The sequence below is a fragment of the Bacillus sp. F9_6S_D1_P_5 genome (assembly GCF_054823925.1).
In genome coordinates this window covers 132,033-153,983 of the sequence record NZ_JBTREW010000010.1, presented here as the reverse complement: position 1 = coordinate 153,983, position 21,951 = coordinate 132,033, and the positions used below count along the sequence as shown (strand labels likewise).

16 protein-coding genes are annotated in these 21,951 nt (G+C 37.1%); 4 read left to right on the top strand and 12 right to left on the bottom strand.

Going from position 1 to position 21,951, the window contains the following annotated elements; genetic code table 11:
• Position 1: 1 nt before the first annotated feature.
• The 3 genes from ACUXEY_RS14520 to ACUXEY_RS14510 form a co-directional block, all read right to left on the bottom strand.
• Complete coding sequence (locus ACUXEY_RS14520) at positions 2 to 5,857, bottom strand: Cna B-type domain-containing protein (protein WP_461300974.1); 5,856 nt, start codon at positions 5,855 to 5,857, stop codon at positions 2 to 4.
• A 1,566-nt stretch (positions 5,858 to 7,423) separates the two neighbouring features.
• A complete protein-coding gene (gene argS / locus ACUXEY_RS14515; RefSeq protein ID WP_144614875.1) occupies positions 7,424 to 9,094 on the bottom strand; it encodes an arginine--tRNA ligase in 1,671 nt (556 codons plus the stop codon).
• Positions 9,094 to 9,531, bottom strand: coding sequence for a YwiB family protein (locus tag ACUXEY_RS14510; protein WP_000414868.1), 438 nt, complete (start codon positions 9,529 to 9,531; stop codon positions 9,094 to 9,096). Before ACUXEY_RS14510 ends, argS begins: the two co-directional genes overlap by 1 nt.
• A gap of 202 nt (positions 9,532 to 9,733) precedes the next feature.
• Here ACUXEY_RS14510 and ACUXEY_RS14505 point away from each other — a divergent pair, with 202 nt between their 5' ends.
• Complete coding sequence (locus ACUXEY_RS14505; RefSeq protein ID WP_461300973.1) at positions 9,734 to 10,720, top strand: S66 family peptidase; 987 nt, start codon at positions 9,734 to 9,736, stop codon at positions 10,718 to 10,720.
• Between the two features lie 25 nt (positions 10,721 to 10,745).
• On the opposite strand, the gene ACUXEY_RS14500 is transcribed toward ACUXEY_RS14505, so the two are convergent.
• Positions 10,746 to 11,108, bottom strand: a complete 363-nt coding sequence (locus ACUXEY_RS14500; protein WP_429601634.1) for a YxeA family protein — start codon at positions 11,106 to 11,108, stop codon at positions 10,746 to 10,748.
• A 234-nt stretch (positions 11,109 to 11,342) separates the two neighbouring features.
• On the opposite strand from ACUXEY_RS14500, the gene ACUXEY_RS14495 reads away from it, so the two are divergent.
• Entirely contained in the window at positions 11,343 to 12,380 is a 1,038-nt protein-coding gene (locus tag ACUXEY_RS14495) for a PTS sugar transporter subunit IIC (RefSeq protein WP_000996323.1), read from the top strand.
• 195 nt (positions 12,381 to 12,575) lie between these two features.
• Here the strand turns inward: ACUXEY_RS14495 and ACUXEY_RS14490 are convergent, their stop codons facing one another.
• From ACUXEY_RS14490 to ACUXEY_RS14470, 5 genes are all read right to left on the bottom strand, one after another.
• A complete protein-coding gene (locus ACUXEY_RS14490) occupies positions 12,576 to 12,704 on the bottom strand; it encodes a hypothetical protein (RefSeq protein ID WP_000516241.1) in 129 nt (42 codons plus the stop codon).
• Entirely contained in the window at positions 12,692 to 13,564 is an 873-nt protein-coding gene (gene speB, locus ACUXEY_RS14485; RefSeq protein WP_001209831.1) for an agmatinase, read from the bottom strand. Before speB ends, ACUXEY_RS14490 begins: the two co-directional genes overlap by 13 nt.
• 217 nt (positions 13,565 to 13,781) lie before the next feature.
• Positions 13,782 to 14,609, bottom strand: coding sequence for a polyamine aminopropyltransferase (gene speE, locus ACUXEY_RS14480; protein WP_461300972.1), 828 nt, complete (start codon positions 14,607 to 14,609; stop codon positions 13,782 to 13,784).
• A 186-nt stretch (positions 14,610 to 14,795) separates the two neighbouring features.
• Positions 14,796 to 15,959, bottom strand: a complete 1,164-nt coding sequence (locus ACUXEY_RS14475; protein WP_461300971.1) for an MFS transporter — start codon at positions 15,957 to 15,959, stop codon at positions 14,796 to 14,798.
• 5 nt (positions 15,960 to 15,964) lie between these two features.
• Positions 15,965 to 16,372 carry a MerR family transcriptional regulator gene (locus tag ACUXEY_RS14470; protein WP_098880610.1) on the bottom strand — a complete coding sequence of 136 codons (408 nt, stop codon included), beginning with the start codon at positions 16,370 to 16,372 and terminating at the stop codon, positions 15,965 to 15,967.
• Positions 16,373 to 16,524: 152 nt separating this feature from the next.
• Between ACUXEY_RS14470 and ACUXEY_RS14465 the strand changes: the two genes are divergently transcribed.
• Positions 16,525 to 17,250, top strand: coding sequence for a glycerophosphodiester phosphodiesterase (locus ACUXEY_RS14465; protein WP_461300970.1), 726 nt, complete (start codon positions 16,525 to 16,527; stop codon positions 17,248 to 17,250).
• Positions 17,251 to 17,348: 98 nt separating this feature from the next.
• Positions 17,349 to 19,400 carry a transglycosylase domain-containing protein gene (locus ACUXEY_RS14460; RefSeq protein WP_461300969.1) on the top strand — a complete coding sequence of 684 codons (2,052 nt, stop codon included), beginning with the start codon at positions 17,349 to 17,351 and terminating at the stop codon, positions 19,398 to 19,400.
• Between the two features lie 33 nt (positions 19,401 to 19,433).
• Here ACUXEY_RS14460 and ACUXEY_RS14455 read toward each other — a convergent pair whose 3' ends face one another.
• From ACUXEY_RS14455 to ACUXEY_RS14445, 3 genes are all read right to left on the bottom strand, one after another.
• On the bottom strand, positions 19,434 to 19,943 hold the full coding sequence (locus ACUXEY_RS14455; protein WP_144614861.1) for a YwhD family protein: 510 nt from the start codon (positions 19,941 to 19,943) through the stop codon (positions 19,434 to 19,436).
• An 18-nt stretch (positions 19,944 to 19,961) separates the two neighbouring features.
• Positions 19,962 to 20,633, bottom strand: coding sequence for a site-2 protease family protein (locus ACUXEY_RS14450; RefSeq protein ID WP_144614859.1), 672 nt, complete (start codon positions 20,631 to 20,633; stop codon positions 19,962 to 19,964).
• Between the two features lie 156 nt (positions 20,634 to 20,789).
• Complete coding sequence (locus ACUXEY_RS14445) at positions 20,790 to 21,947, bottom strand: RNA-guided endonuclease InsQ/TnpB family protein (protein WP_144614857.1); 1,158 nt, start codon at positions 21,945 to 21,947, stop codon at positions 20,790 to 20,792.
• Positions 21,948 to 21,951 lie beyond the last annotated feature (4 nt).

The window sequence follows — 21,951 nt, the reverse complement described above, 5'->3', positions numbered from 1 at the left end:
ATTATTTAATTCGCTGACGAGCGAGTAGGATTCCGCCTAAAAGGAACAATACCATACCTCCAAGAATTGAACTCATTTCTACTGATGTTCCTCCTGTGTTAGGAAGTAAGGTTGGCTTATCATTTTCTGTAGTAGGTGGAACTTTTGAATCGCTATTGTTATCTGTATTTGTGTTTGGATCTTTCGGATCTGTACTTGGATCTTTTGGATCTGTGCTTGGATCTTTTGGATCTGTGCTTGGATCTTTCGGATCTGTGCTTGGATCTTTCGGATCTGTGCTTGGATCTTTCGGATCTGTGCTTGGATCTTTCGGATCTGTGCTAGGATCTTTCGGATCTGTACTTGGATCTTTTGGATCTGTATGTTGTTCGTCCTTGATTTTTGTGTTTGTGATGTCATAACCTTTTACTTTGGATTCATATCCTGCTACTGGTTGTTCCTTCACTTCATACTTGTACGCTACTCCGTCTGCATCATATGCTTGGAGTTTTTCAAATGTGTACTTCCATTCCGCTGCCGCTGTTACTTCTTTTGTGTCTACTACTTTTCCGTTTTGTAGTAAGTCTACTTTAATCGAACTTGGGCGATCTGTTGCATTGTTATCGTTCCAAGTTTTTGTTCCTTCTACTTTCGTTTCGCCTACTTTTGTATTTGTGATGTCATAACCTTTTACTTTGGATTCATATCCTGCTACCGGTTGTTCTTTCACTTCATACTTGTACGCTACTCCGTCTGCATCGTATGCTTGGAGCTTTTCAAACGTGTACTTCCAGTTTGTTTCTGCTGTTGCTTCTTTTGTATCTACTACTTTACCATTTTGTAGTAAGTCTACTTTAATCGAGCTTGGACGATCTGTTGCGTTACCGTCGTTCCATGTCTTCGTTCCTTCTACTTTTGTTTCGCCTACTTTTGTATTTGTGATGTCAGTACCTTTTACTTTGGATTCATATCCTGCTACTGGTTGTTCTTTCACTTCATACTTGTACGCTACTCCATTTGCATCATACGCTGCTAAATCTTTGAATTCGTATTTCCAGCCTGTTGCTTTGCTTACTTCTTGCGTCGCAATCACTGTGCCATTTTGTAAAAGGTCTACCTTGATCATTTCCGGACGATCTTTCGCGTTACCGTCGTTCCATGTCTTCGTTCCTTCTACTTTTGTTTCGCCTACTTTTGTATTTGTGATGTCAGTACCTTTTACTTTGGATTCATATCCTGCTACTGGTTGTTCTTTCACTTCATACTTGTACGCTACTCCGTCTGTATCATATGCTTGGAGTTTTTCAAATGTGTACTTCCATTCCGTTGCCGCTGTTACTTCTTTTGTATCTACTACTTTTCCGTTTTGTAGTAAGTCTACTTTAATCATTTCCGGACGATCTTTTGCGTTATCGTCTTTCCATGTCTTCGTTCCTTCTACTTTCGTTTCGCCTACTTTTGTATTTGTGATGTCATAACCTTTTACTTTGGATTCATATCCTGCTACCGGTTGTTCTTTCACTTCATACTTGTACGCTACTCCGTCTGCATCGTATGCTTGGAGCTTTTCAAACGTGTACTTCCAGTTTGTTTCTGCTGTTGCTTCTTTTGTATCTACTACTTTACCATTTTGTAGTAAGTCTACTTTAATCGAACTTGGGCGATCTGTTGCGTTATCGTCTTTCCATGTCTTCGTTCCTTCTACTTTTGTTTCGCCTACTTTTGTATTTGTGATGTCATAACCGTGTACTTCAGATTGGTATTCCGTTACCGGTTGTTCCTTCACTTCATACTTGTACGCTACTCCGTTTGCATCATACGCTGCTAAATCTTTGAATTCGTATTTCCAGCCTGTTGCCTTGCTTACTTCTTGCGTCGCAATCACTGTGCCATTTTGTAAAAGGTCTACTTTGATCATTTCCGGACGATCTTTCGCGTTATCGTCTTTCCATGTTTTCGTTCCTTCTACTTTTGTTTCGCCTACTTTTGTATTTGTGATGTCAGTACCTTTTACTTTGGATTCATATCCGGCTACTGCTTGTTCTTTCACTTCATACTTGTACGCTACTCCATTTGCATCATACGCTGCTAAATCTTTGAATTCATATTTCCAGTCTGTTGCTTTGCTTACTTCTTTTGTATCTACTACTTTTCCGTTTTGTAGTAAGTCTACTTTAATCGAACTTGGGCGATCTGTTGCATTGTTATCGTTCCACGTTTTTGTTCCTTCTACTTTCGTTTCGCCTACTTTTGTATTTGTGATGTCAGTACCTTTTACTTTGGATTCATATCCTGCTACTGGTTGTTCTTTCACTTCATACTTGTACGCTACTCCATTTGCATCATACGCTGCTAAATCTTTGAATTCATATTTCCAGTCTGTTGCTTTGCTTACTTCTTGCGTTGCAATCACTGTGCCATTTTGTAGTAGGTCTACTTTGATCATTTCCGGACGATCTTTTGCGTTATCGTCTTTCCATGTTTTCGTTCCTTCTACTTTTGTTTCGCCTACTTTTGTATTTGTGATGTCATAACCGTGTACTTCAGATTGGTATCCCATTACCGGTTGTTCCTTCACTTCATACTTGTACGCTACTCCATTTGCATCGTATGCTTCTACATCTGCAAATGCATATTTCCAGTTTGTTGCCGCTGTTACTTCTTTTGTATCTACTACTTTTCCGTTTTGTAGTAAGTCTACTTTAATCATTTCCGGACGATCTTTTGCGTTATCGTCTTTCCATGTCTTCGTTCCTTCTACTTTCGTTTCGCCTACTTTTGTATTTGTGATGTCATAACCTTTTACTTTGGATTCATATCCTGCTACCGGTTGTTCTTTCACTTCATACTTGTACGCTACTCCGTCTGCATCGTATGCTTGGAGCTTTTCAAACGTGTACTTCCAGTTTGTTTCTGCTGTTACTTCTTTTGTGTCTACTACTTTTCCGTTTTGTAGTAAGTCTACTTTGATTGTGCTTGGACGATCTGTTGCATTGTTATCGTTCCACGTTTTCGTTCCCTCTACTTTTGTTTCGCCTACTTTTGTATTCGTGATGTCAGTACCACTTACTTTGGATTCATATCCGGCTACCGGTTGTTCCTTCACTTCATACTTGTACGCTACTCCGTTTGCATCATACGCTGCTAAATCTTTGAATTCATATTTCCAGTCTGTTGCTTTGCTTACTTCTTGCGTTGCAATCACTGTGCCATTTTGTAGTAGGTCTACTTTAATCATTTCCGGACGATCTGTTGCGTTATCGTCTTTCCATGTCTTCGTTCCTTCTACCTTTGTTTGACCTACTTTTGTATTTGTGATATCGGTACCACTTACTTTAGATTCATATCCTGGTACTGGCTGTTCTTTCACTGTATACTCGTAAATCTTTCCTTCCGCATCATATGCTTCTAAATCTGAGAATATATATTTCCAACCCATTACTGCTAGTACGTCGTGTGTTTGAATCACATTCCCGTTTTGTAGTAAGTCTACTTTGATCATTGTCGGGCGGTCTGTTGCATTTCCGTCGTTCCATGTCTTCGTTCCTTCTACTTTTGTTTTGCCTACTTTTGTATTTGTGATGTCGGTACCACTTACTTTGGATTCATATCCGGCTACTGCTTGTTCTTTCACTTCATACTTGTACGCTACTCCGTTTGCATCGTAGGCTGCTAAATCTTTAAACTCATACTTCCAGCCTGTTGCTTCTGTTACTTCTTTTGTGTCTACTACTTTACCATTTTGTAAAAGGTCTACTTTGATTATTTCCGGACGATCTTTTGCGTTATCGTCTTTCCACGTCTTTGTTCCTTCTACTTTTGTTTCGCCTACTTTTGTATTTGTGATGTCATAACCATTTACTTTGGATTCGTATCCATCCACCGGTTGTTCCTTCACTTCATACTTGTATGCTTTTCCATTTTCATCAAACGCTACTAAATCTTTAAATTCATACTTCCAACCTGTTGCTTTGCTTACTTCTTGTGTCGCAATCACTGTACCGTTTTGTAGTAAGTCTACTTTGATGGCTTTATGCTCTTCCTCTGTTCCACCTTTCCACGTCTTCGTTCCTGCAACTGATGTCTTACCGACTTTTGTATTCGTGATGTCATAACCATTTACTTTGGATTCATATCCTGCTACTGGTTGTTCTTTCACTTCATACTTATATGCTTTTCCGTCTGCGTTGTTTATCGCCAGATCTTTAAATTCATATTTCCAACCTGTTGCTTCGCTTACTTCTTGCGTCGCAATCACTGTACCGTCTTGTAGTAGGTCTACTTTAATCATCGTCGGACGATCTTTCTCGTTATCGTCTCTCCATGTTTTCGTTCCTTCTACTTTGGTTGTTTGTACCACTTTTGTATTTGTAATGTCATAACCATTTACTTCTGTTGTGTATCCATCTATCGGTTCTTCTTTTACTTCATACTTGTATGCTACTCCACTTGCATCATATGCTGCTAGGTTGTCAAATTTGTACTTCCAACCATCTGCCGCTGTTACTTCTTTCGTATCTACTACTTTCTCATTTTGTAGTAAGTCTACTTTGATTGAACTTGGACGATCTTTCTCGTTATCGCCTTTCCACGTCTTCGTCCCTGCAATAGATGTAGTTCTCACTTTATTTGGAATTGGCAACTTAACTCCATTTACAGCATCTGATTTAACTTCAAAAATTATTTTTGCTTGAGGATCAAAATCAACATAGTCTGGAGCCGAAACTTCTTTCACATAATATTTACCTGGTTGTAAATTAGGGATTTCAATTATCCCTTTTTCATCTGTTTTATATACATCTCCAACTTGTTCATCAGACTCTTTATACAGCTTAAACGAAACATTTGGGATTACTTTTTCTTCATCCCCTTCAATATGCTTCACAATTTTTAGCGTTCCTCTTGGAATCACGTTACCTTCAGCACCACCACCAGCTGTCATATTTTCGACTGGGTGGGTACCCGATTCAGTAACTGGTTCCTTGTTTAGAACTTGGTAATCAATCGTATAATCATTCTTAAAAAACTCTTGCTTCTTCCCAGCTTCCGTTATAGTAGATGTATAACCAATCGTAAAGGAGGCAAGACGTGCTTTATCCTTATTAAGCACAACTTTAAATGATCTGTCTCCAGTAAAGGTAATCGTTCCGTAACCTTGCTTTTCAAGCTCTTGTAGCGTTAAAGATCGACGACCTAGATGATCATCTATACTTATATAGAAACTATCCTTATTAAGTGTTTGACCTTCCTGTAAATTATCAGTCACAACAATATTGCGACTTAACTCTTCTTTATTTAAGTTTATATTTAAGAACCAACGTACCTCACCTGGCTTACCTCTCATATCACCAGTTTTATAAAAAAACGGACCCTTTCCAGGATCTGTACCACCACCGCTTGTTGGACCGGTAATTGTTACAGATTGCTTATCTACATTTGTACCGAAATTGGTTTCAATCTCTTTCTTTTCATCCGTTCCTACATTGGCAGCTTCCACGAAAAAGTTTAAATACCCTTTAATATTTTGATGTGTACTCACTTTGTCGTTAAATGTACATACCACAGTACCTGCAGTAACTTTACAAGTACCATAGTCATCTAATAGAAACTCTGTATTTAATCCTTTTAATTCTGGAGGCAGTGTTAATGTTAGTGTGTCTCCAGCCTTCAGCTTAAGACCATCTTTTTCACTGAAGTTGACAGTGACTTTAGTCTGTTGTCCGATAAAAAGATCCGTTTTATCAATCTTAAAACTATCCACAAGTCCTGCTGTGTTTAATTCTTGTGCATTTGCTACTATAGGTAAAAGACTCTGGCCTATAGTAAACATGAAAATCATTATAATCGAAAAAATTGAAGTAATTCTTTTTAAATGCATATTTTATTCTACCCCTCCTATAAAATTAAATCTAAATACATTTTAGAAAAAACATACTATGACAAGGATTCTATTATTCAATGTCATTAAGCTATTTTACTAAAATATGTTTGATAGCTATTATCATCTTTTCCTCTTTTTTCAACCCTTCTATTATTTAGAAAATTGAAGTTCGACTCTTATATAGATTCATCTAGTTTCTCCGAAATTTTATTTCTGGCCTATGCCATTTAACAAAAACAGGTACAGGACAAATTTTGATAAAGAAATTCAAATTATAAATACACGTACACCGACCATAGGATAACTTCAAAGTCAGAAGAAGACAATTCGAAAAGCACTCATGATAAAACTCATGACAGTCATTCTTCTTATTATGCTTTAGAGTTTCTGAAATTTCTTCACACCCAACGCAAACGCTTGCTCTATAAATACAAAAATTTCATCGCCAACAAGTATAGAAGAGTTACTTCACCTAACTTCCTTACTTATCCCCTAAAGAATATTAAGAAGTAACGCATATAATCTAACCTGGCACACAAGCCAAAGAAGTTTACGGCCATGAAATGTGCTAGGATACTCATATTCTAAAAGATATCATTGAAGATATGTTTTCTATTACTATGGGTTGTAGTGAAATTGGCTATATGTTAAAACGGTTTGTGTTTCATTAAATAACCGATCTACACACTGAAACAAGTAGAACAAGAAGCGTTCCACCGCCTGCATTATATAATTAAAAACACTCTGGATGAAGTATTGCATGCCTATGCAAGATGAAAGTCATATTCTCCAAATTTGAATACAGTGGACCAAATTTGGGGGTAACTAAAAAAGTATGATTGTCAACTGAATTCATGTAAATCGTATATAAATACGAAATTCAGCCTTTTCATTTTTGGAGTATATAAATGGGTGTCAAGAAAAAATACTTTGCCTAATGGGTTCCATGGCTATGTCGAAGAAGTAAAATGAGCTTATATATGATGATAATATCAAAACCGAGAGTTTTATATCCTTTCATTATTTTTTATCAAATCATGAAAACTTTAATTGTACTATATGTACTATTTTAAACATACCACCCCTAGTTTCTTGACTAAGTTGGAAGTTTTCAGGATTCATTACTAATTGATTAGATACTTGATTAGATACATTGTTATTTTATTACTTGGTATAGCTATAACAATGATTTTTACAACAATCACACCATTTCCTAGTAATATCCACCGACTAATAATACATATATGGATTTTTGATAATTTTCCCCCCGACAGTCTATTATTCTAGAATCGTTCCTAAAAATCAATAGTTAATTGGTATTTTACTATTTTCACTTCATCACCATAAACATATATTTGTCACATGTATTTATATTAAAAAATTGGCATAGAAAAAGAGATGGCTTTGCCATCTCTTTTTCTGTTTAAACTTCCTATTATGAAGCCATACGACCTTTCGTTGGTCTTCTTTCTTTAACATCTAATTAGTCTATAGACTAATTAGATGTTTTTATGTCAACTTGTATATCACTTCTAAACAAAAATAAGCATCTTTTTTTGCCTATTACATTTTTTCTGGTGCAGATACTCCTACGATTGCTAGTGCGTTTTGAAGTGTAGTGCGTACTGCTTTCATTAATTCGTAACGAGCTTTACTTAATTCTACGTTATCTTGGTTTAATACTTTTTCTGCATTGTAGAAGCTGTGTAATGCTGCTGCTAATTCAAATGCATAGTTTGTAATGCGGTGTGGTAGACGTTTTTGTGCTGCATCCGCAACTACTGCTGGGAATTCACCAAGTTTTTTCAGTAACTCTACTTCTTTCTCAGAAGTAACAAGTTTGTAGTTCACGTCTCCGCCTGTAGCTAATCCTAACTCTTCACCTTGACGAAGGATACTGCATACACGAGCATGTGCATATTGTGCATAGTATACTGGGTTTTCATTAGATTTTGATACAGCTAAGTCCATATCGAAATCTAAATGAGAATCACCGCTACGCATTGCGAAGAAGTAACGCATTGCGTCCACGCCTACTTCTTCCATAAGCTCACGAAGTGTAACTGCTTTACCTGTACGCTTACTCATCTTCATTTTTTCACCATTTTGATACAGTTGTACCATTTGGATAATTTCTACTTCAAGTGTTTCTTTATCGTAACCTAGCGCTTGGATAGCAGCTTTCATACGAGGAATGTAACCGTGGTGGTCAGCACCCCAAATGTTGATTAACTTATCGAAACCACGCTCTAATTTATCACGGTGATACGCGATATCCGGCGTTAAGTACGTGTAAGAACCATCGTTTTTAATTAATACACGGTTTTTATCGTCACCGTAAGTCATTGAACGGAACCAAGTCGCTCCATCTTCTTCAAAGATCTCTTCACGCTCTTTTAATACTGCAAGAGCTTGATCGATTTTTCCGTTTTTGTATAATGATGTTTCTGAGAACCATACATCAAATTTAACACGGAAGCTTTCTAAGTCTTTTTGAAGTTTTGCTAACTCATATTTTAAACCGTACTCACGGTAGAATTCATAGCTTTCTTTTTCATCAGCTTTCGCATAACGATCGCCAAACTCTTCAGCTAAACGTTTACCGATTCCAATGATGTCCGCACCATGGTATCCGTCTTCTGGCATTTCTTTCTCTAGACCTAAAGCTTGCATGTAACGAGCTTCAACTGAAAGAGCTAAGTTATGAATTTGGTTACCAGCGTCATTAATGTAGTACTCACGAGATACATCGTATCCTGCTTTTGCTAATAGATTACATAAAGTGTCACCTACTGCTGCACCACGTGCATGTCCTAAGTGAAGGTCACCTGTTGGGTTCGCAGATACGAACTCAATTTGTACTTTTTCACCTTTACCAGTATTCGTTTCACCGTAAGCTTCACCAGCGTTAACGATTGTTGGGATTAAGTCTGTTAAGTAGCTATTATCCATGTAGAAGTTAATGAAACCAGGACCTGCGATTTCAATTTTTTCAATAGAAGCTTTTGCTTTATCGAAGTTTGCAACTAATTCTTCTGCAATCATACGAGGTGCTTTTTTCGCAACGCGTGCAAGTTGCATTGCCATATTTGTAGAGAAGTCACCATTTGTTTTATCTTTTGGAGATTCTAATACAACGTTTGGAATCTGTTCTTCTGTCGCTAATTCTGCCTTTAATACAGCAGCTTGAATTTCTTCTTTAATCAATCCTTTTACTTGTTCTAAAGAATTCATTATTTTGCCTCCTTCAAATTAAGTGTAATTGTATATCTGCCAGCTTCTTGTTCACTTAGAAGCAATGCGTACGTTAAGAAAAGTTGTCCTTTTTTCTTTTCATCCGACCATTTAAAAAGAACGTTATCAGTTTTCGTTTGCAATGCAAACGTACCAAGTTCACTCGTGTACGTACCGGTTGTCCATTCACCTTTCACATGCGTTTGACGCATTGAAACAGCACCTGAACGCATAATGAGAACTTGTTCATCTTGAATTTTAATAATTGTTTTCACTTCGCCTTGTTCGTTCGGCTCTTGGAATGTTACGTATGTACCTTGACCTTTTACATAGTATTGACCATTTGCTTCAAAAGCAACGGTTTCCTTTCTCGCCCCTTCACGGATTTCTGTTACGAAATGAACGTGTACCGGCAAGCCTGCAAGTTGTTTCTCCACGTCTTGCACACCTTTCAATTGTTATAGATATTAAATACTACTTATAATAAATCACTTTTCCTATCATATCAAAAAAAACCTCTGTCTGTCTGCTGAAAAATCAGGAAAACTCCATTTCAAAAAATAATTCACTTTCACTTTATTTCATATGATAAAATATTTTTAAAATCTAAATATTCTTTCATTTAAAGAGGTGAATTAAATGCTACCAAAAAAATTAAAACCAGGTGATGAAATTAGAGTTATTTCACCATCTTGCAGTTTAAGTATTGTCTCAAATACGTGCCAAGAGCTTGCTATAAAAAGATTAACCGATATGGGCTTTCCAGTTACATTCTCAACATATGCTGATGAGATAGATCGATTCGCTTCCTCTTCTATTTCTTCACGCGTTCAAGATCTCCACGAAGCATTTAAAGACCCAAATGTAAAAGCTATTTTGACGACACTTGGTGGATACAATTCTAACGGTTTATTAAAACATCTCGATTACGATTTAATTCGTGAAAATCCGAAATTTTTCTGTGGCTATTCGGATATTACTGCTTTAAATAATGCAATTTACACTAAGACAGGACTTGTTACATATTCGGGGCCCCATTTCTCTTCATTTGGAATGGAGAAAGGGCTCGAGTATACAACCGATTACTTTTTAAAATGCTTAACTTCTAATAAGTCTATTGAAGTCCCTCCATCTGAAACATGGAGCGATGATTCTTGGTACATAGATCAAGAAAATCGAAAATTTATTAAAAATGAAGGATACGTTTCCATTCACGAAGGCGAAGCTACGGGAGATATTATCGGTGGTAATATGAGCACATTGAACTTACTGCAAGGTACACCATATATGCCAAACTTAAAGGATAAAATTTTATTTCTTGAAGAAGATAGTTTAACTGGAACATCTACTCTTAAAACTTTTGATCGCTATTTACATTCTCTTATGCAGCAACAAGATTTTGAACATGTAAAAGGCATCGTTATAGGAAAGATGCAAAAAGGTGCAGAATGTACGACAGAAGACATTCAAGAAATGATTACTTCAAAACCTGAACTGGCACATATACCTATCATTGCAAACGCAAGTTTCGGTCATACAACCCCGATTTTCACTTTCCCAATTGGTGGCCGTGTAAAAATTATTTCTAACAAAGAAAAAACCACTATCACTATTTTAACGCACTAAAAAAGGAGTGAATTAATCGCTCCTTTTATCGTTTCTCTATTTTTTCCAACGCTTTTTGCGGAATTGATTCTTTTGAGATTTCAGCCCATCCTTTTCCTTGCATACCTTTTGCATAAATTTTTATAAATGCCCCCGTATGCAATTCACGGTTCATCATTCTTTTCACAACTTGTAACTTTCCGTCTTCTGTATACCCTTTAAATGTATACAAATACTCTCCGTCTTTTTTCTCACCTTTATCTATAACCGCATAATAATCTTGTATTTCTTTATTTGAAAAGAAGTTGTCTACAAAAGCATGTACACCTTCTGTTTTTGTGTTCAAATAATACGCTGTTCCACCTAAAATGATGGCGAATACAACTAAAACTTTAATTACCAATTTCATATATGAGCCTCCTGTTTGCACTTCTTTTTCCCTAGTCATATATCTGTACTTGTATTATACGAAAAATGACATACTATACTCTATCTAAACACCTTACACTTTCCTTACATTATTGTAAGGCATCTTCACCTTATGGCAATTTCCCAATAAAAAATTTTTCCGTTTCATGAACTTTTATATTATTATTGAATGATACAAATTTTTATTACAAAAATCAAAGGAGACAGTTTTCAAATGGCTATCTTGCAAGGTTTAGCACTATTACTTGTTGTACTTTGTCTATTTACACTTTTTAGTTACCGTGCTCCTTACGGTATGAAAGCGATGGGTGCTTTAGCTAATGCAGCAATCGCAAGTTTTCTTATTGAAGCATTTCACCGTTATATCGGTGGAGAAATGTTTCATAATGACTTTTTACAATCAGTAGGAGAAGCTTCTGGTAGTATGAGCGGTGTCGCAGCCGCGATTTTAGTCGCACTAGCAATCGGTGTTTCACCCGTGTATGCTGTTCTAATCGGTATCGCTACTAGTGGATTCGGTATTTTACCAGGATTTTTCGCTGGATACGTTTGTGCTTTCGTCGTGAAATTTCTCGAAAAGAAATTACCAGCTGGTGTAGAATTTTTAGCAATTTTATTTATTGCTGCACCAATCTCACGCGGAATGGCAATGCTTATGGATCCACTCGTGAACGCAACACTCGGTAAAATCGGTTCTATGATTTCAGTTGCAACTACAGAGAGTCCTATCATTATGGGTATTATGCTTGGTGGATTAATAACAGTTATTTCTACCTCTCCACTGAGTTCTATGGCACTAACTGCAATGCTTGGGTTAACAGGTTTACCAATGGCAATTGGTAGTCTTGCCGTAGCAGCCTCAGCCCCAATGAACTTTATTTTCTTTAAACGACTAAAAATTTGTTCAAAGAAAGACACAATCGCTGTAGCAATCGAGCCTTTAACACAAGCCGATGTTGTCTCAGCAAATCCAATTCCAATTTATGCAACAAACTTCGTTGGCGGTGCGCTTGCTGGTATTATTACATCTCTGTTCCAGCTCGTTAATAATGCACCAGGAACGGCATCACCAATCCCAGGACTTCTTGTCTTATTCGGATTTAATGACGTTGTAAAAGTAACAATTGCTGCTGTATTATGTGGAATCGTTACCACGATTGTTGGATACATCGGATCAATCGTGTTCCGTAAATATCCAATTCGTTCTGCTGATGAAATTCGCGGCATTACTTCGGAAGAGAAGGTTGCATAAGAAAAAGAGCTATTCTCATCGTTTGAGAATAGCTCTTTTTTATGTTGCGTGGCAGTAAATAAAATTATATCGGCGATTTTTTAAATATATCGACAAAATAAGAGCCCCCTATTCATATAGAAGGCTCTTATTTTATCCAGTTACGCCTCCTAGAACCTTAGACACCGGGTCTAAACAGTCGGCTTCACTTTTACTTTATCTAGCTGCAGCAGCTAGAATGATCGGTGGCTTCGCTTCTTCCTTCGAGGCAAAAAACGCCTCTACGTCTGAAGCTCCATCTCCCTCACATTCTGAGCGAGCCGCTTCCGCTTTTATTTTACCCAACCGAGCAGCATTTCCCGCACGAATTTGCTTGCTGCGACTGGCGTTTGATCACTATGGTCGTAGACAGGAGCTACTTCTACTAAGTCTGCTCCAACTACATTTATATTTGAATTTGCAATTGCTACGATGGAATCTAATAATTCTTTAGATGTGATACCTCCAGCTTCTAATGTTCCTGTTCCAGGAGCGTGAGCTGGGTCTAATACGTCAATGTCAATTGTGACATAAACTGGGCGTCCTGCAAGTTTCGGTAATACTTCTTTTAACGGTTCTAATACGTCAAATTTATATAAGTTCATACCTACTTCTTTTGCCCATTCGAATTCTTCCTTCATTCCAGAACGAATACCGAAAGAATATACGTTTTCCGGACCAATTAAATCGCACACTTTACGAATAGGTGTAGAGTGGGATAAAGGCTCCCCTTCATACGACTCACGTAAATCAGTATGAGCATCCATATGGATGATTGCTAAATCCGGATATTTTTTTGCCATTGCCTTAAAAATTGGCCAAGACACTAAGTGCTCACCGCCGAGACCTAGTGGAAACTTATCGGCATCTAAAAGTTTTGATACATACTCTTCAATCATGTCTAAGCTGCGTTGTGCGTTTCCGAATGGTAATGGAATATCACCCGCATCAAAATATTTTACCTCTTCTAGTTCACGATCTAAATATGGACTATATTCTTCAAGACCGATTGATACTTCACGAATACGTGCAGGGCCAAAGCGAGAACCTGGACGGTAACTTACTGTCCAATCCATAGGCATCCCGTAAATAACTACCTTTGACTCTTCAAAACTTGGATGACTTTTAATAAATACTTTACCTGAATAAGCTTCATCAAAACGCATATTCTTTTCCTCCTTATGTGGAACTTAAGGTATCCCAACCTTTCATTATTTCTCAAATTTGGAGCGAGCTGCTCCTCTTTCTCGATTTACCGGGTCTTCTGTTTCATAACAAGAAGACGATTTTCTTTATAGGAGTGTAAGTAGCTAGCATGTTCAAGTCTTCTGGACAAACACCTTAAATGAGCTACTTACACTTTATTTGTTCGATACGATTCTCTTATTTAATTAGATCGCCAACAAATTTCGGCAATGCGAATGCTGCATTGTGTAATTCTTTTGTGTAGTATTTCGTTTCGATTTCGTGGAAACGCTCTTCACTTACTTGTAATGGATCATGTTTTTTAGATCCAATTGTGAACGTCCAAAGACCACTTGGGTAAGTTGGAATGTTCGCTGTGTATAAACGAGTAATCGGGAAGATCTCTTTTACGTCTTTAAACACAGTTGTAATTAGTTCAGGTGTAAACCAAGGGTTGTCCGTTTGTGCAACGAAAATACCATCTTCTTTTAACGCTTTAGAGATTCCAGCGTAGAAGCCTTTTGTAAATAAGTTTACTGCTGGTCCTACTGGTTCAGTAGAATCTACCATAATTACGTCATATTCATTTTCGCTTTCTGCGATGTGTAGGAAACCGTCTCCTACTTTTACTTCTACACGCTCATTATCTAATGCGCCTGCAATTGATGGTAAGTATTGTTTAGAGTACTCAATTACTTTTCCATCGATTTCAACAAGAGTTGCTTTCTTTACGCTTGGGTGTTTTAACACTTCACGAATAACACCACCATCGCCACCACCTACAACTAATACGTTTTCAGGGTTTGGATGTGTAAATAAAGGTACGTGCGCTACCATTTCATGATAAACGAACTCATCTTTTTCTGTTGTCATAACCATGCCATCTAAAACAAGCATGTTTCCGAACTCTTCCGTTTCAACCATATCAAGTTTTTGGAATTCTGTTTGCTCCGTATGTAATGTGCGGTTAATACGCGCCGTAATCCCAAAATGTTTTGTTTGTTTTTCAGTGAACCATAGTTCCATCGTACAATCACGCCTTTCAATGCAAATTTATAATAGGGACATCATTAATGTCCCCTAACAAAAATAAAACAAAACATCCAAAAAGTATAGTTAAAAGTACAAAAATACCGAAAATATATTTTAGTCAGAGGGTTCTAACATATATAAGAAAAGGGATTGCCCTGTAATAGGAAAGAAAACCCTTTCTTAAGAAAGGGCTTTTCTCTCTACTTCTACCGGTTTTCGAATTGGAATTAAAATCATTACACAACCGACTAACACAACAATTCCACCGACTAAAAACGGACTTTGCGGTGAAACAGTGTGGCCGATAATTCCTGATAAGATGGGAGCAATCGCGCCGCCTAACCAACGAACGAAGTTGTAAACACCTGATGTAACAGATCTTTCATAAGGTGAAATATCCATTACATAACTTGTAAATAATGCATTATTTAATCCAGATGCTAATCCTGATAGAACAATTAATACAATTTGTAACCACATAACTTTCACAAAGAATAGTGCGATTAAGAACAGCGCAAATATGAGTAAGCTACCTTTCAACAATGTTTTCGGCTCATATTTCCCTTCTAACTTATGGGCTAAAATTGCAGAACCGTAAGCTAACGCTAAGCCCCATCCACAAAATACAAATCCTAATTGAATAGCAGATAAATGCATAATAAGTGGTGAATATGCTAACACAACGAAAAATCCGTAGTAGTATAACATTCCTGAAATCGCACCTTGCATAAAAGGTTTATATTTAACTAAGTTAAGTAATTCTCCTACGCCTGCCGCCTTACGCTTCACTTTTCGCTCTGGTTCTTTTACAAAAAAGAAAACTAAAATAAATGCTAAGAAAATTAAAATACTCGTCGCAAAAAATGGGTAACGCCAAGAATGTCCACCTAATACTCCGCCTAATAACGGTCCTCCTGCCATCCCTAAACCGATAGCTGCTTCATACAATCCTACTGCTTCATGAACTTCTTTACTTAATGCAATCAATAATGTCATCGCCGTTGCGAAGAACATTGCATTTCCTAATCCCCACCCAGCGCGGAAAAGAGATAATTGAGCAATCGTTTGCGATATACCGCATATAAACGCAAATACAGTCACGATTGCAAGTCCGATTGTCATCATTCGTTTATCACCAAATCTCGATGCGAATATTCCAGCTGGTAACATCATAATTGCCATCGTTAAAATATATGCTGTAAATAACATCTCTACTTGCCAATGCGATGCACCAATTTGCTCAGCGATGCTTGGTAAGATTGGGTCGACTACCCCTATACCTGAAAAGGCAAGGAAGGTAGCCACTACTGTAATCAATCTCCCTAATTTTTGCTTGCTCTCCATTTTAATCATTCTCCTTTTGTGCTCTCTAAAAATGTCACTGCACGATGTAAGCTATCTTCAAGTTCTGCCTTTACACGCTGCATCTGCTCCATTTTCTCGTCTAGCGTTTGCACTTGTTGTTCAAGCATCTCTTTAATTTCTTGAATAACTTCGCGGTCACGAGGATTCTCACTATTTCTTCTTTGCTCCATTCTTTCTTTTAACGATAAGAAATGTTGCATTTCTTGAAGCGTAATCCCTAACACTTCTTTCGCTTCCACAATTTTTTTAATTCTGGCGATATCCTCGTCTGTATACAGGCGAATGTTCCCCTCACTACGTTCAGGGGGATGAATTAAACCAATTTCCTCATAATAACGAAGTGTACGTTTTGTTAAACCAACTTGCTTTGTGACTTCATCAATTTTATACATGTTTATTCCTCCCTTCACTCGATTATTACATTTTACGTTAACGTTAACTTTTATGCAACTGTTAGACTTTTGTAAATGTTTATCCTGTTCAATTGTATTTTTTCAGAAGCAGTTTCATAATGAAAGAAAAGAAACGATAAGGAGATTTCCGTATGAATAAACCACTTATTTTCGCCCACCGCGGGGTAAAAGGAACACATCCAGAAAATACGATGATTGCCTTCCAAGAAGCGGAACGTATTGGCGCCCATGGAATTGAACTTGATGTCCACCTATCAAAAGATGGTGAACTTGTCGTGATTCACGATGAAACGGTAGATCGTACAACAAATGGCATCGGTCTTGTTTCTGAAAAAACAGTAGCGGAATTACAAGCTTTAGATGCTGGTAGCTATAAAGACCTTTCTTTCCATGAAGCAAAAATTCCGACGTTACGCGAAGTATTCATTTGGTTATCTACAACAAAGTTACAGCTCAACATCGAGTTAAAAACGGATGTTATTCACTATCCAAATATTGAAGAAAAGGCTGTTGCTCTCGTTCGAGAATACCATCTGTCTAATCAAATAGTATTTTCGTCATTTAACCACGAATCTGTTTCATTATTAGCAGAAATAGCTCCTGAAATCCCGAGAGCAATTTTATATGATGTACCACTTGCTGACCCTATTGCTGAAGCAAAAAATAGAGAAGCAACTGGTTTACACCCAAACTTTCAATTATTAACAAAAGAATTCGTTCAATTTGCACAAAATCAAGGATACGTTTTCCGCCCTTATACCATTAACGAATACAAAGATTTACAAACTATGATTGATTATGGCGTAGATGTCATTATTACCGATTGGCCAGCACGTGCCTTTGAGCTCCTTTCTTAATTGAAGGAGCTTTTTGTTTTCAAAATTTCATTGTTTAAAATAACCGAAAACCCTCAATACTAATACAATAATGTTTGTATGATGAGGGGCTGAAAAAGATGAATCAAACTATGAATCCGAAACTTAAAAAATATAAACGTCTTTTCTTCACCGTAATGTTTTCTTCTGTTCTTTTTTTCGTTTTTTCCTTTTTTGTTATTATTATAGTTGCAAAAATTATGGGACCTCCTCCTGTTGCTGTCCCGCAAACAAGTGTCTTTTACGCTAATGATGACACTGTTATCGGACAAAGTAATGAAATGCAAAAACGTTACAATGTATCTCTCAATGAAATTTCTCCTTACGTAAAAGAGGCGACACTATCTATCGAAGATCAACGATTCTACAAACATCACGGCTTTGATATGAAGCGTATCGCTGGTGCGATTGTTGCCGATTTAAAAGCGATGGCAAAAGTCCAAGGCGCTAGTACGATTACACAACAGTATGCTCGTAACCTATACTTAGATCATGATAAAACGTGGAAACGTAAACTATTAGAAGCGATGTACACAATTCGCCTTGAGGTAAATTATAATAAAAATCATATTTTAGAAGGATATTTAAATACAATTTATTACGGACATGGTGCTTACGGAATCGAAGCTGCGTCCCGTTTATATTTCGATAAAACTGCAAAAGAATTAACGTTAGCAGAAGCTAGCATGCTCGCAGGTATCCCAAAAGGACCTAGTGTCTATTCTCCCTTTTTAAAAGAGGATCGTGCGAAAGGAAGACAATCTCTCATATTAGATGAAATGGTAGAGCAAGGTTATATTACGAAGAAACAAGCAACTTCAGCGAAGAAAGAGCCGCTAACTTTTGCCTCATTAGATACGAAGAAAGTGGCAGAGGTTGCGCCTTATTTCCAAGATGCTGTACAAGCTTCCCTTCTTCGTGATATCGGATTAGATGAACAAGCATTACAAAAAGGTGGTCTGCGCATTTATACAACGCTAGACCCGAAATTACAAGCGGTAGCAGAGCAAGCTGTGAAAGATCACATACCTGACACAACAAACATACAAACGGCGCTCGTCTCTATGAATCCAAAAACAGGGGAAGTAGCTGCCCTTGTTGGCGGGACGGATTATAATACGAGTCAATTTAACAGGGCTACACAGGCCGCTCGACAGCCTGGTTCTACATTTAAGCCATTCCTATATTATGCGGCATTAGAACGAGGATTTACGCCTGCTACGCGCCTAAAAAGCGAATACACTGTATTTACTTTAGGTGACGGTGTTTCAAAGTATAAACCGAAAAACTATAAAGACTATTATGCGGATGATTTTGTAACAATGGCACAAGCTCTTGCGGTCTCTGATAATGTATATGCCGTGAAGACCAATTTATTTTTAGGCGACGACATTCTTACAAAAACAGCGAAACAATTCGGAATTAAGAGTGCATTAAAGGACGTCCCTTCTCTTGCTCTCGGTACATCTCCTGTAAAACCAATTGAAATGGTTAACGCTTATAGCATGTTCGCAAATGGTGGAAAAGAAGTAAAGCCGATTTTCATTCGCCGCATTATGGATCATGAAGGAAATATGTTGTACGATGCTCATTTGGAGAGTAAACAAATTCTCGATAAGAGCAAAGCGTTTGTGATGGAAGAAATGATGACAGGCATGTTTAATAAAAAGCTAAGCAGTTATGCTGCTGTAACTGGTCAATCAATGTTATCAAAACTATCAAGAACATATGCCGGAAAATCTGGTTCTACTGAAACAGATAGTTGGATGATTGGATTTACCCCACAAATCGTAACGGGTGTATGGGTTGGATACGATCAACCTAAATCGATTTCAAATGTAGCAGAACAAGGATATGCAAAAAGAATATGGACCGATACGATGGAAAAAGGCTTAGATGGACAACCTAAAAAAGAGTTTAAACAACCAAGTGACGTCGTTGCAGTCGATATTAACCCTGAAAACGGAAAAATCGCTACAAAGAACTGTCCAATTTCAGTGAAAATGTATTTCGCAAAAGGTACAGAACCAACTGAATATTGTATGGATCATGTTGATGATAAAGAAGAATTTGAAAAGACAACTGAGGAAAAGAAAAAAACAAGTTGGTGGAAAAAATATCTTCCTTGGTAAAAAAATAGCTGACGGGCATCCGTCAGCTATTTTTTATTCACTTAATAATGCACGGCGCAATTCTTCACTAGATTCGTTCCAAATTGCTTCATTATGTTCTTTCAAGAACGTACCAAGTACTTTTTTAGATGATTCATCCATATGGTCAACCATAATGTGACGCTTCATTGATTTATCCATTTTGTTTACGTGCTCTGGAAGTGATTTATATCCACGGCGAATTTCACGGTCAACTGTCATTTCACAAGCTGTTACACCTGCATAATAAGCTCCCGTCGCAGTTCTTTCAATCGTTACCCACACAAGCCAAAATGGTTTTCCGTTTGGAACCTCATCTTTATTTGTTAAAAACTTAATACCTTTTTCTACTGTACTACGCGCATGCATCGCACCGATATCAACGAATGCTGTTTTCTCTAGTACATCAACAAATACTGGTGAAATGTTTTCTAGACTTAATGACCCAACGCCAAAACCACCATGTCCATCTGTTGAATCATTTTTCACGATATTAAAACCGATTTTTTTCTTTTTCTCTGTCATATGTAAGCTCCTCCTCGTTTAAAGGCCGAAAATAGGCGCAATGATATTCTGTAAAAATATTAATACATACGGAATAACAACATTAAAAATAGGCTGGATTGTGTAATTGCTAAGCGGTGTAATAACAAGAATTAATAACGCTATCGCTCCATATTTTTCATACTGTGTCATTTTCGCACGAATATTTGTTGGTGCTAAATCCTCCACTACGCGATATCCATCAAGTGGTGGGATTGGTAATAAGTTAAAGACAAGTAAAACGATATTCAACATAATAAAAATCTGGAAAAATTGAGCTAACGTATCTGCTACTGCAGATGGAATCGAGTATAATACACCAAATTTTAATAAGCTATACCAAATAATTAAACCGATTGCGCTTAAAATTAAGTTACTAATTGGTCCCGCAATAGAAACTAATATTCCTGCGAGACGCGGTCTTTTAAAATTATACGGATTAACTGGTACCGGTCTTGCCCAACCAAAACCAAGAATTAATACAGCAATCATCCCGATAGGATCTAAGTGTGCCATCGGTGATAATGTTAAACGGCCTTGCTTCTTTGCTGTATCGTCTCCAAATTTATATGCAACATATGCATGCGCAAATTCATGCACTGATAATGCAATAATAATGGCCATTGCTACCAACGGAATTTGGTGCAACGGATATCTAAATAACTGATCCATGCTTCATCTGCTACTAAAAATATAAACAAATGTACATTCTTAGAGTATTCCTGCTTCTATGTGTCCTGTCTCGCCACTAACTCGCTACTACAGTTTGCTGTAACACTCCACAGGCGTAAATTCCGATGTAGCCCACCGTACATATATACAAACTATTTACGTTAGTATTGTATATTCTTTTGCTTGTAAAAGGTTGATCGCTGCATTCAAATCTCTATCCATTACATTGCCACATTTACATTCATATCCTCGGTCAGATAGTTTTAAATCTGCTTTCTTTTGACCACAACATGAGCACAACTTTGACGAGGGATAGAATGTATCTACTTGACGTAATTCAACTCCATATTCCTCACATTTTGTCAAAAGCCACACTTTAAAATCATAAAAAGACTGCTTAGCAATTGTTTTAGATAGATGTTTATTCTTCAGCATACCTTTCACATTCAAATCTTCCACTGTAATAAACGCTGGCTTGGTTTTCACCAGGTCATTTACAATAGACTTTACATACTCTAGTCGAATATTTGCTAATCGAGCATGTAGTTTTTGCACCCTAAGAATGTTTTTATCTATATTCGCTCTCTTGTTAGTAACAGATTGTTCACCTCTCTTTTTTCGATTTTCAAATTTACGCGATAAAGAGCGTTGTTCACGTTTTAACCGTTTTTCTATCTTTTTTACTTTCACTGTTTTATTGATATTGTTGTGAGTTTTTCCATCGCTACGTACAGCGAAATCCTTCACCCCTAAATCAATCCCTAAACCTGTCGAATGGAGTGTTGGCTTTGCTTTTGTTTCTTCCAATTCGCAAAGCACAGACACAAAATATCTTCCTGCTCTTTTACCTATCGTTCCACTTTTTACAATAGCATCTTTGGGGATATACCCATATTCTTTTAACCTCATCCAACCAATCGTTGGGACTTTTACTCTATGTCTCTCTACTGTCCAATCTGTTTTGTTGTTTTTCGGAAAATAGCATTTCACATCTTGATTCTTCTTTTTCTTATAACGTGGAAATCCTGACAAACCCTGAAAAAATCTTTTAAAAGCTTTGTCTCCATTCATAATGGCCTGTTTAACCGCTTTACTAGATACCGCTTTAATCCATTGGTTACATTCTTTTGTATAAACATTGTTTAACCATTTTGAAAAACCATATCCACTCAAAAACTTCCCATCTGATTCATACATCTCTTTGCTTTTAGAGAGATACAGATTGTAAACATACCTGCACACTCCAATCGTTTGATTAATCTTGGTTATTTGTTCATTTGTCGGTCGTATCTCTATAAAATATGCTCTTCTCATATCT

Bases quoted from the DNA above. Each gene is read 5' to 3' on its own strand.
- ACUXEY_RS14520 (WP_461300974.1), bottom strand. From the start codon at position 5,857: ATGCATTTAAAAAGAATTACTTCAATTTTTTCGATTATAATGATTTTC.
- argS (WP_144614875.1), bottom strand. From the start codon at position 9,094: ATGAATTCTTTAGAACAAGTAAAAGGATTGATTAAAGAAGAAATTCAA.
- ACUXEY_RS14505 (WP_461300973.1), top strand. From the start codon at position 9,734: ATGCTACCAAAAAAATTAAAACCAGGTGATGAAATTAGAGTTATTTCA.
- ACUXEY_RS14500 (WP_429601634.1), bottom strand. From the start codon at position 11,108: ATGAAATTGGTAATTAAAGTTTTAGTTGTATTCGCCATCATTTTAGGT.
- ACUXEY_RS14495 (WP_000996323.1), top strand. From the start codon at position 11,343: ATGGCTATCTTGCAAGGTTTAGCACTATTACTTGTTGTACTTTGTCTA.
- speB (WP_001209831.1), bottom strand. From the start codon at position 13,564: ATGCGTTTTGATGAAGCTTATTCAGGTAAAGTATTTATTAAAAGTCAT.
- speE (WP_461300972.1), bottom strand. From the start codon at position 14,609: ATGGAACTATGGTTCACTGAAAAACAAACAAAACATTTTGGGATTACG.
- ACUXEY_RS14475 (WP_461300971.1), bottom strand. From the start codon at position 15,959: ATGGAGAGCAAGCAAAAATTAGGGAGATTGATTACAGTAGTGGCTACC.
- ACUXEY_RS14470 (WP_098880610.1), bottom strand. From the start codon at position 16,372: ATGTATAAAATTGATGAAGTCACAAAGCAAGTTGGTTTAACAAAACGT.
- ACUXEY_RS14465 (WP_461300970.1), top strand. From the start codon at position 16,525: ATGAATAAACCACTTATTTTCGCCCACCGCGGGGTAAAAGGAACACAT.
- ACUXEY_RS14460 (WP_461300969.1), top strand. From the start codon at position 17,349: ATGAATCAAACTATGAATCCGAAACTTAAAAAATATAAACGTCTTTTC.
- ACUXEY_RS14455 (WP_144614861.1), bottom strand. From the start codon at position 19,943: ATGACAGAGAAAAAGAAAAAAATCGGTTTTAATATCGTGAAAAATGAT.
- ACUXEY_RS14450 (WP_144614859.1), bottom strand. From the start codon at position 20,633: ATGGATCAGTTATTTAGATATCCGTTGCACCAAATTCCGTTGGTAGCA.
- ACUXEY_RS14445 (WP_144614857.1), bottom strand. From the start codon at position 21,947: ATGAGAAGAGCATATTTTATAGAGATACGACCGACAAATGAACAAATA.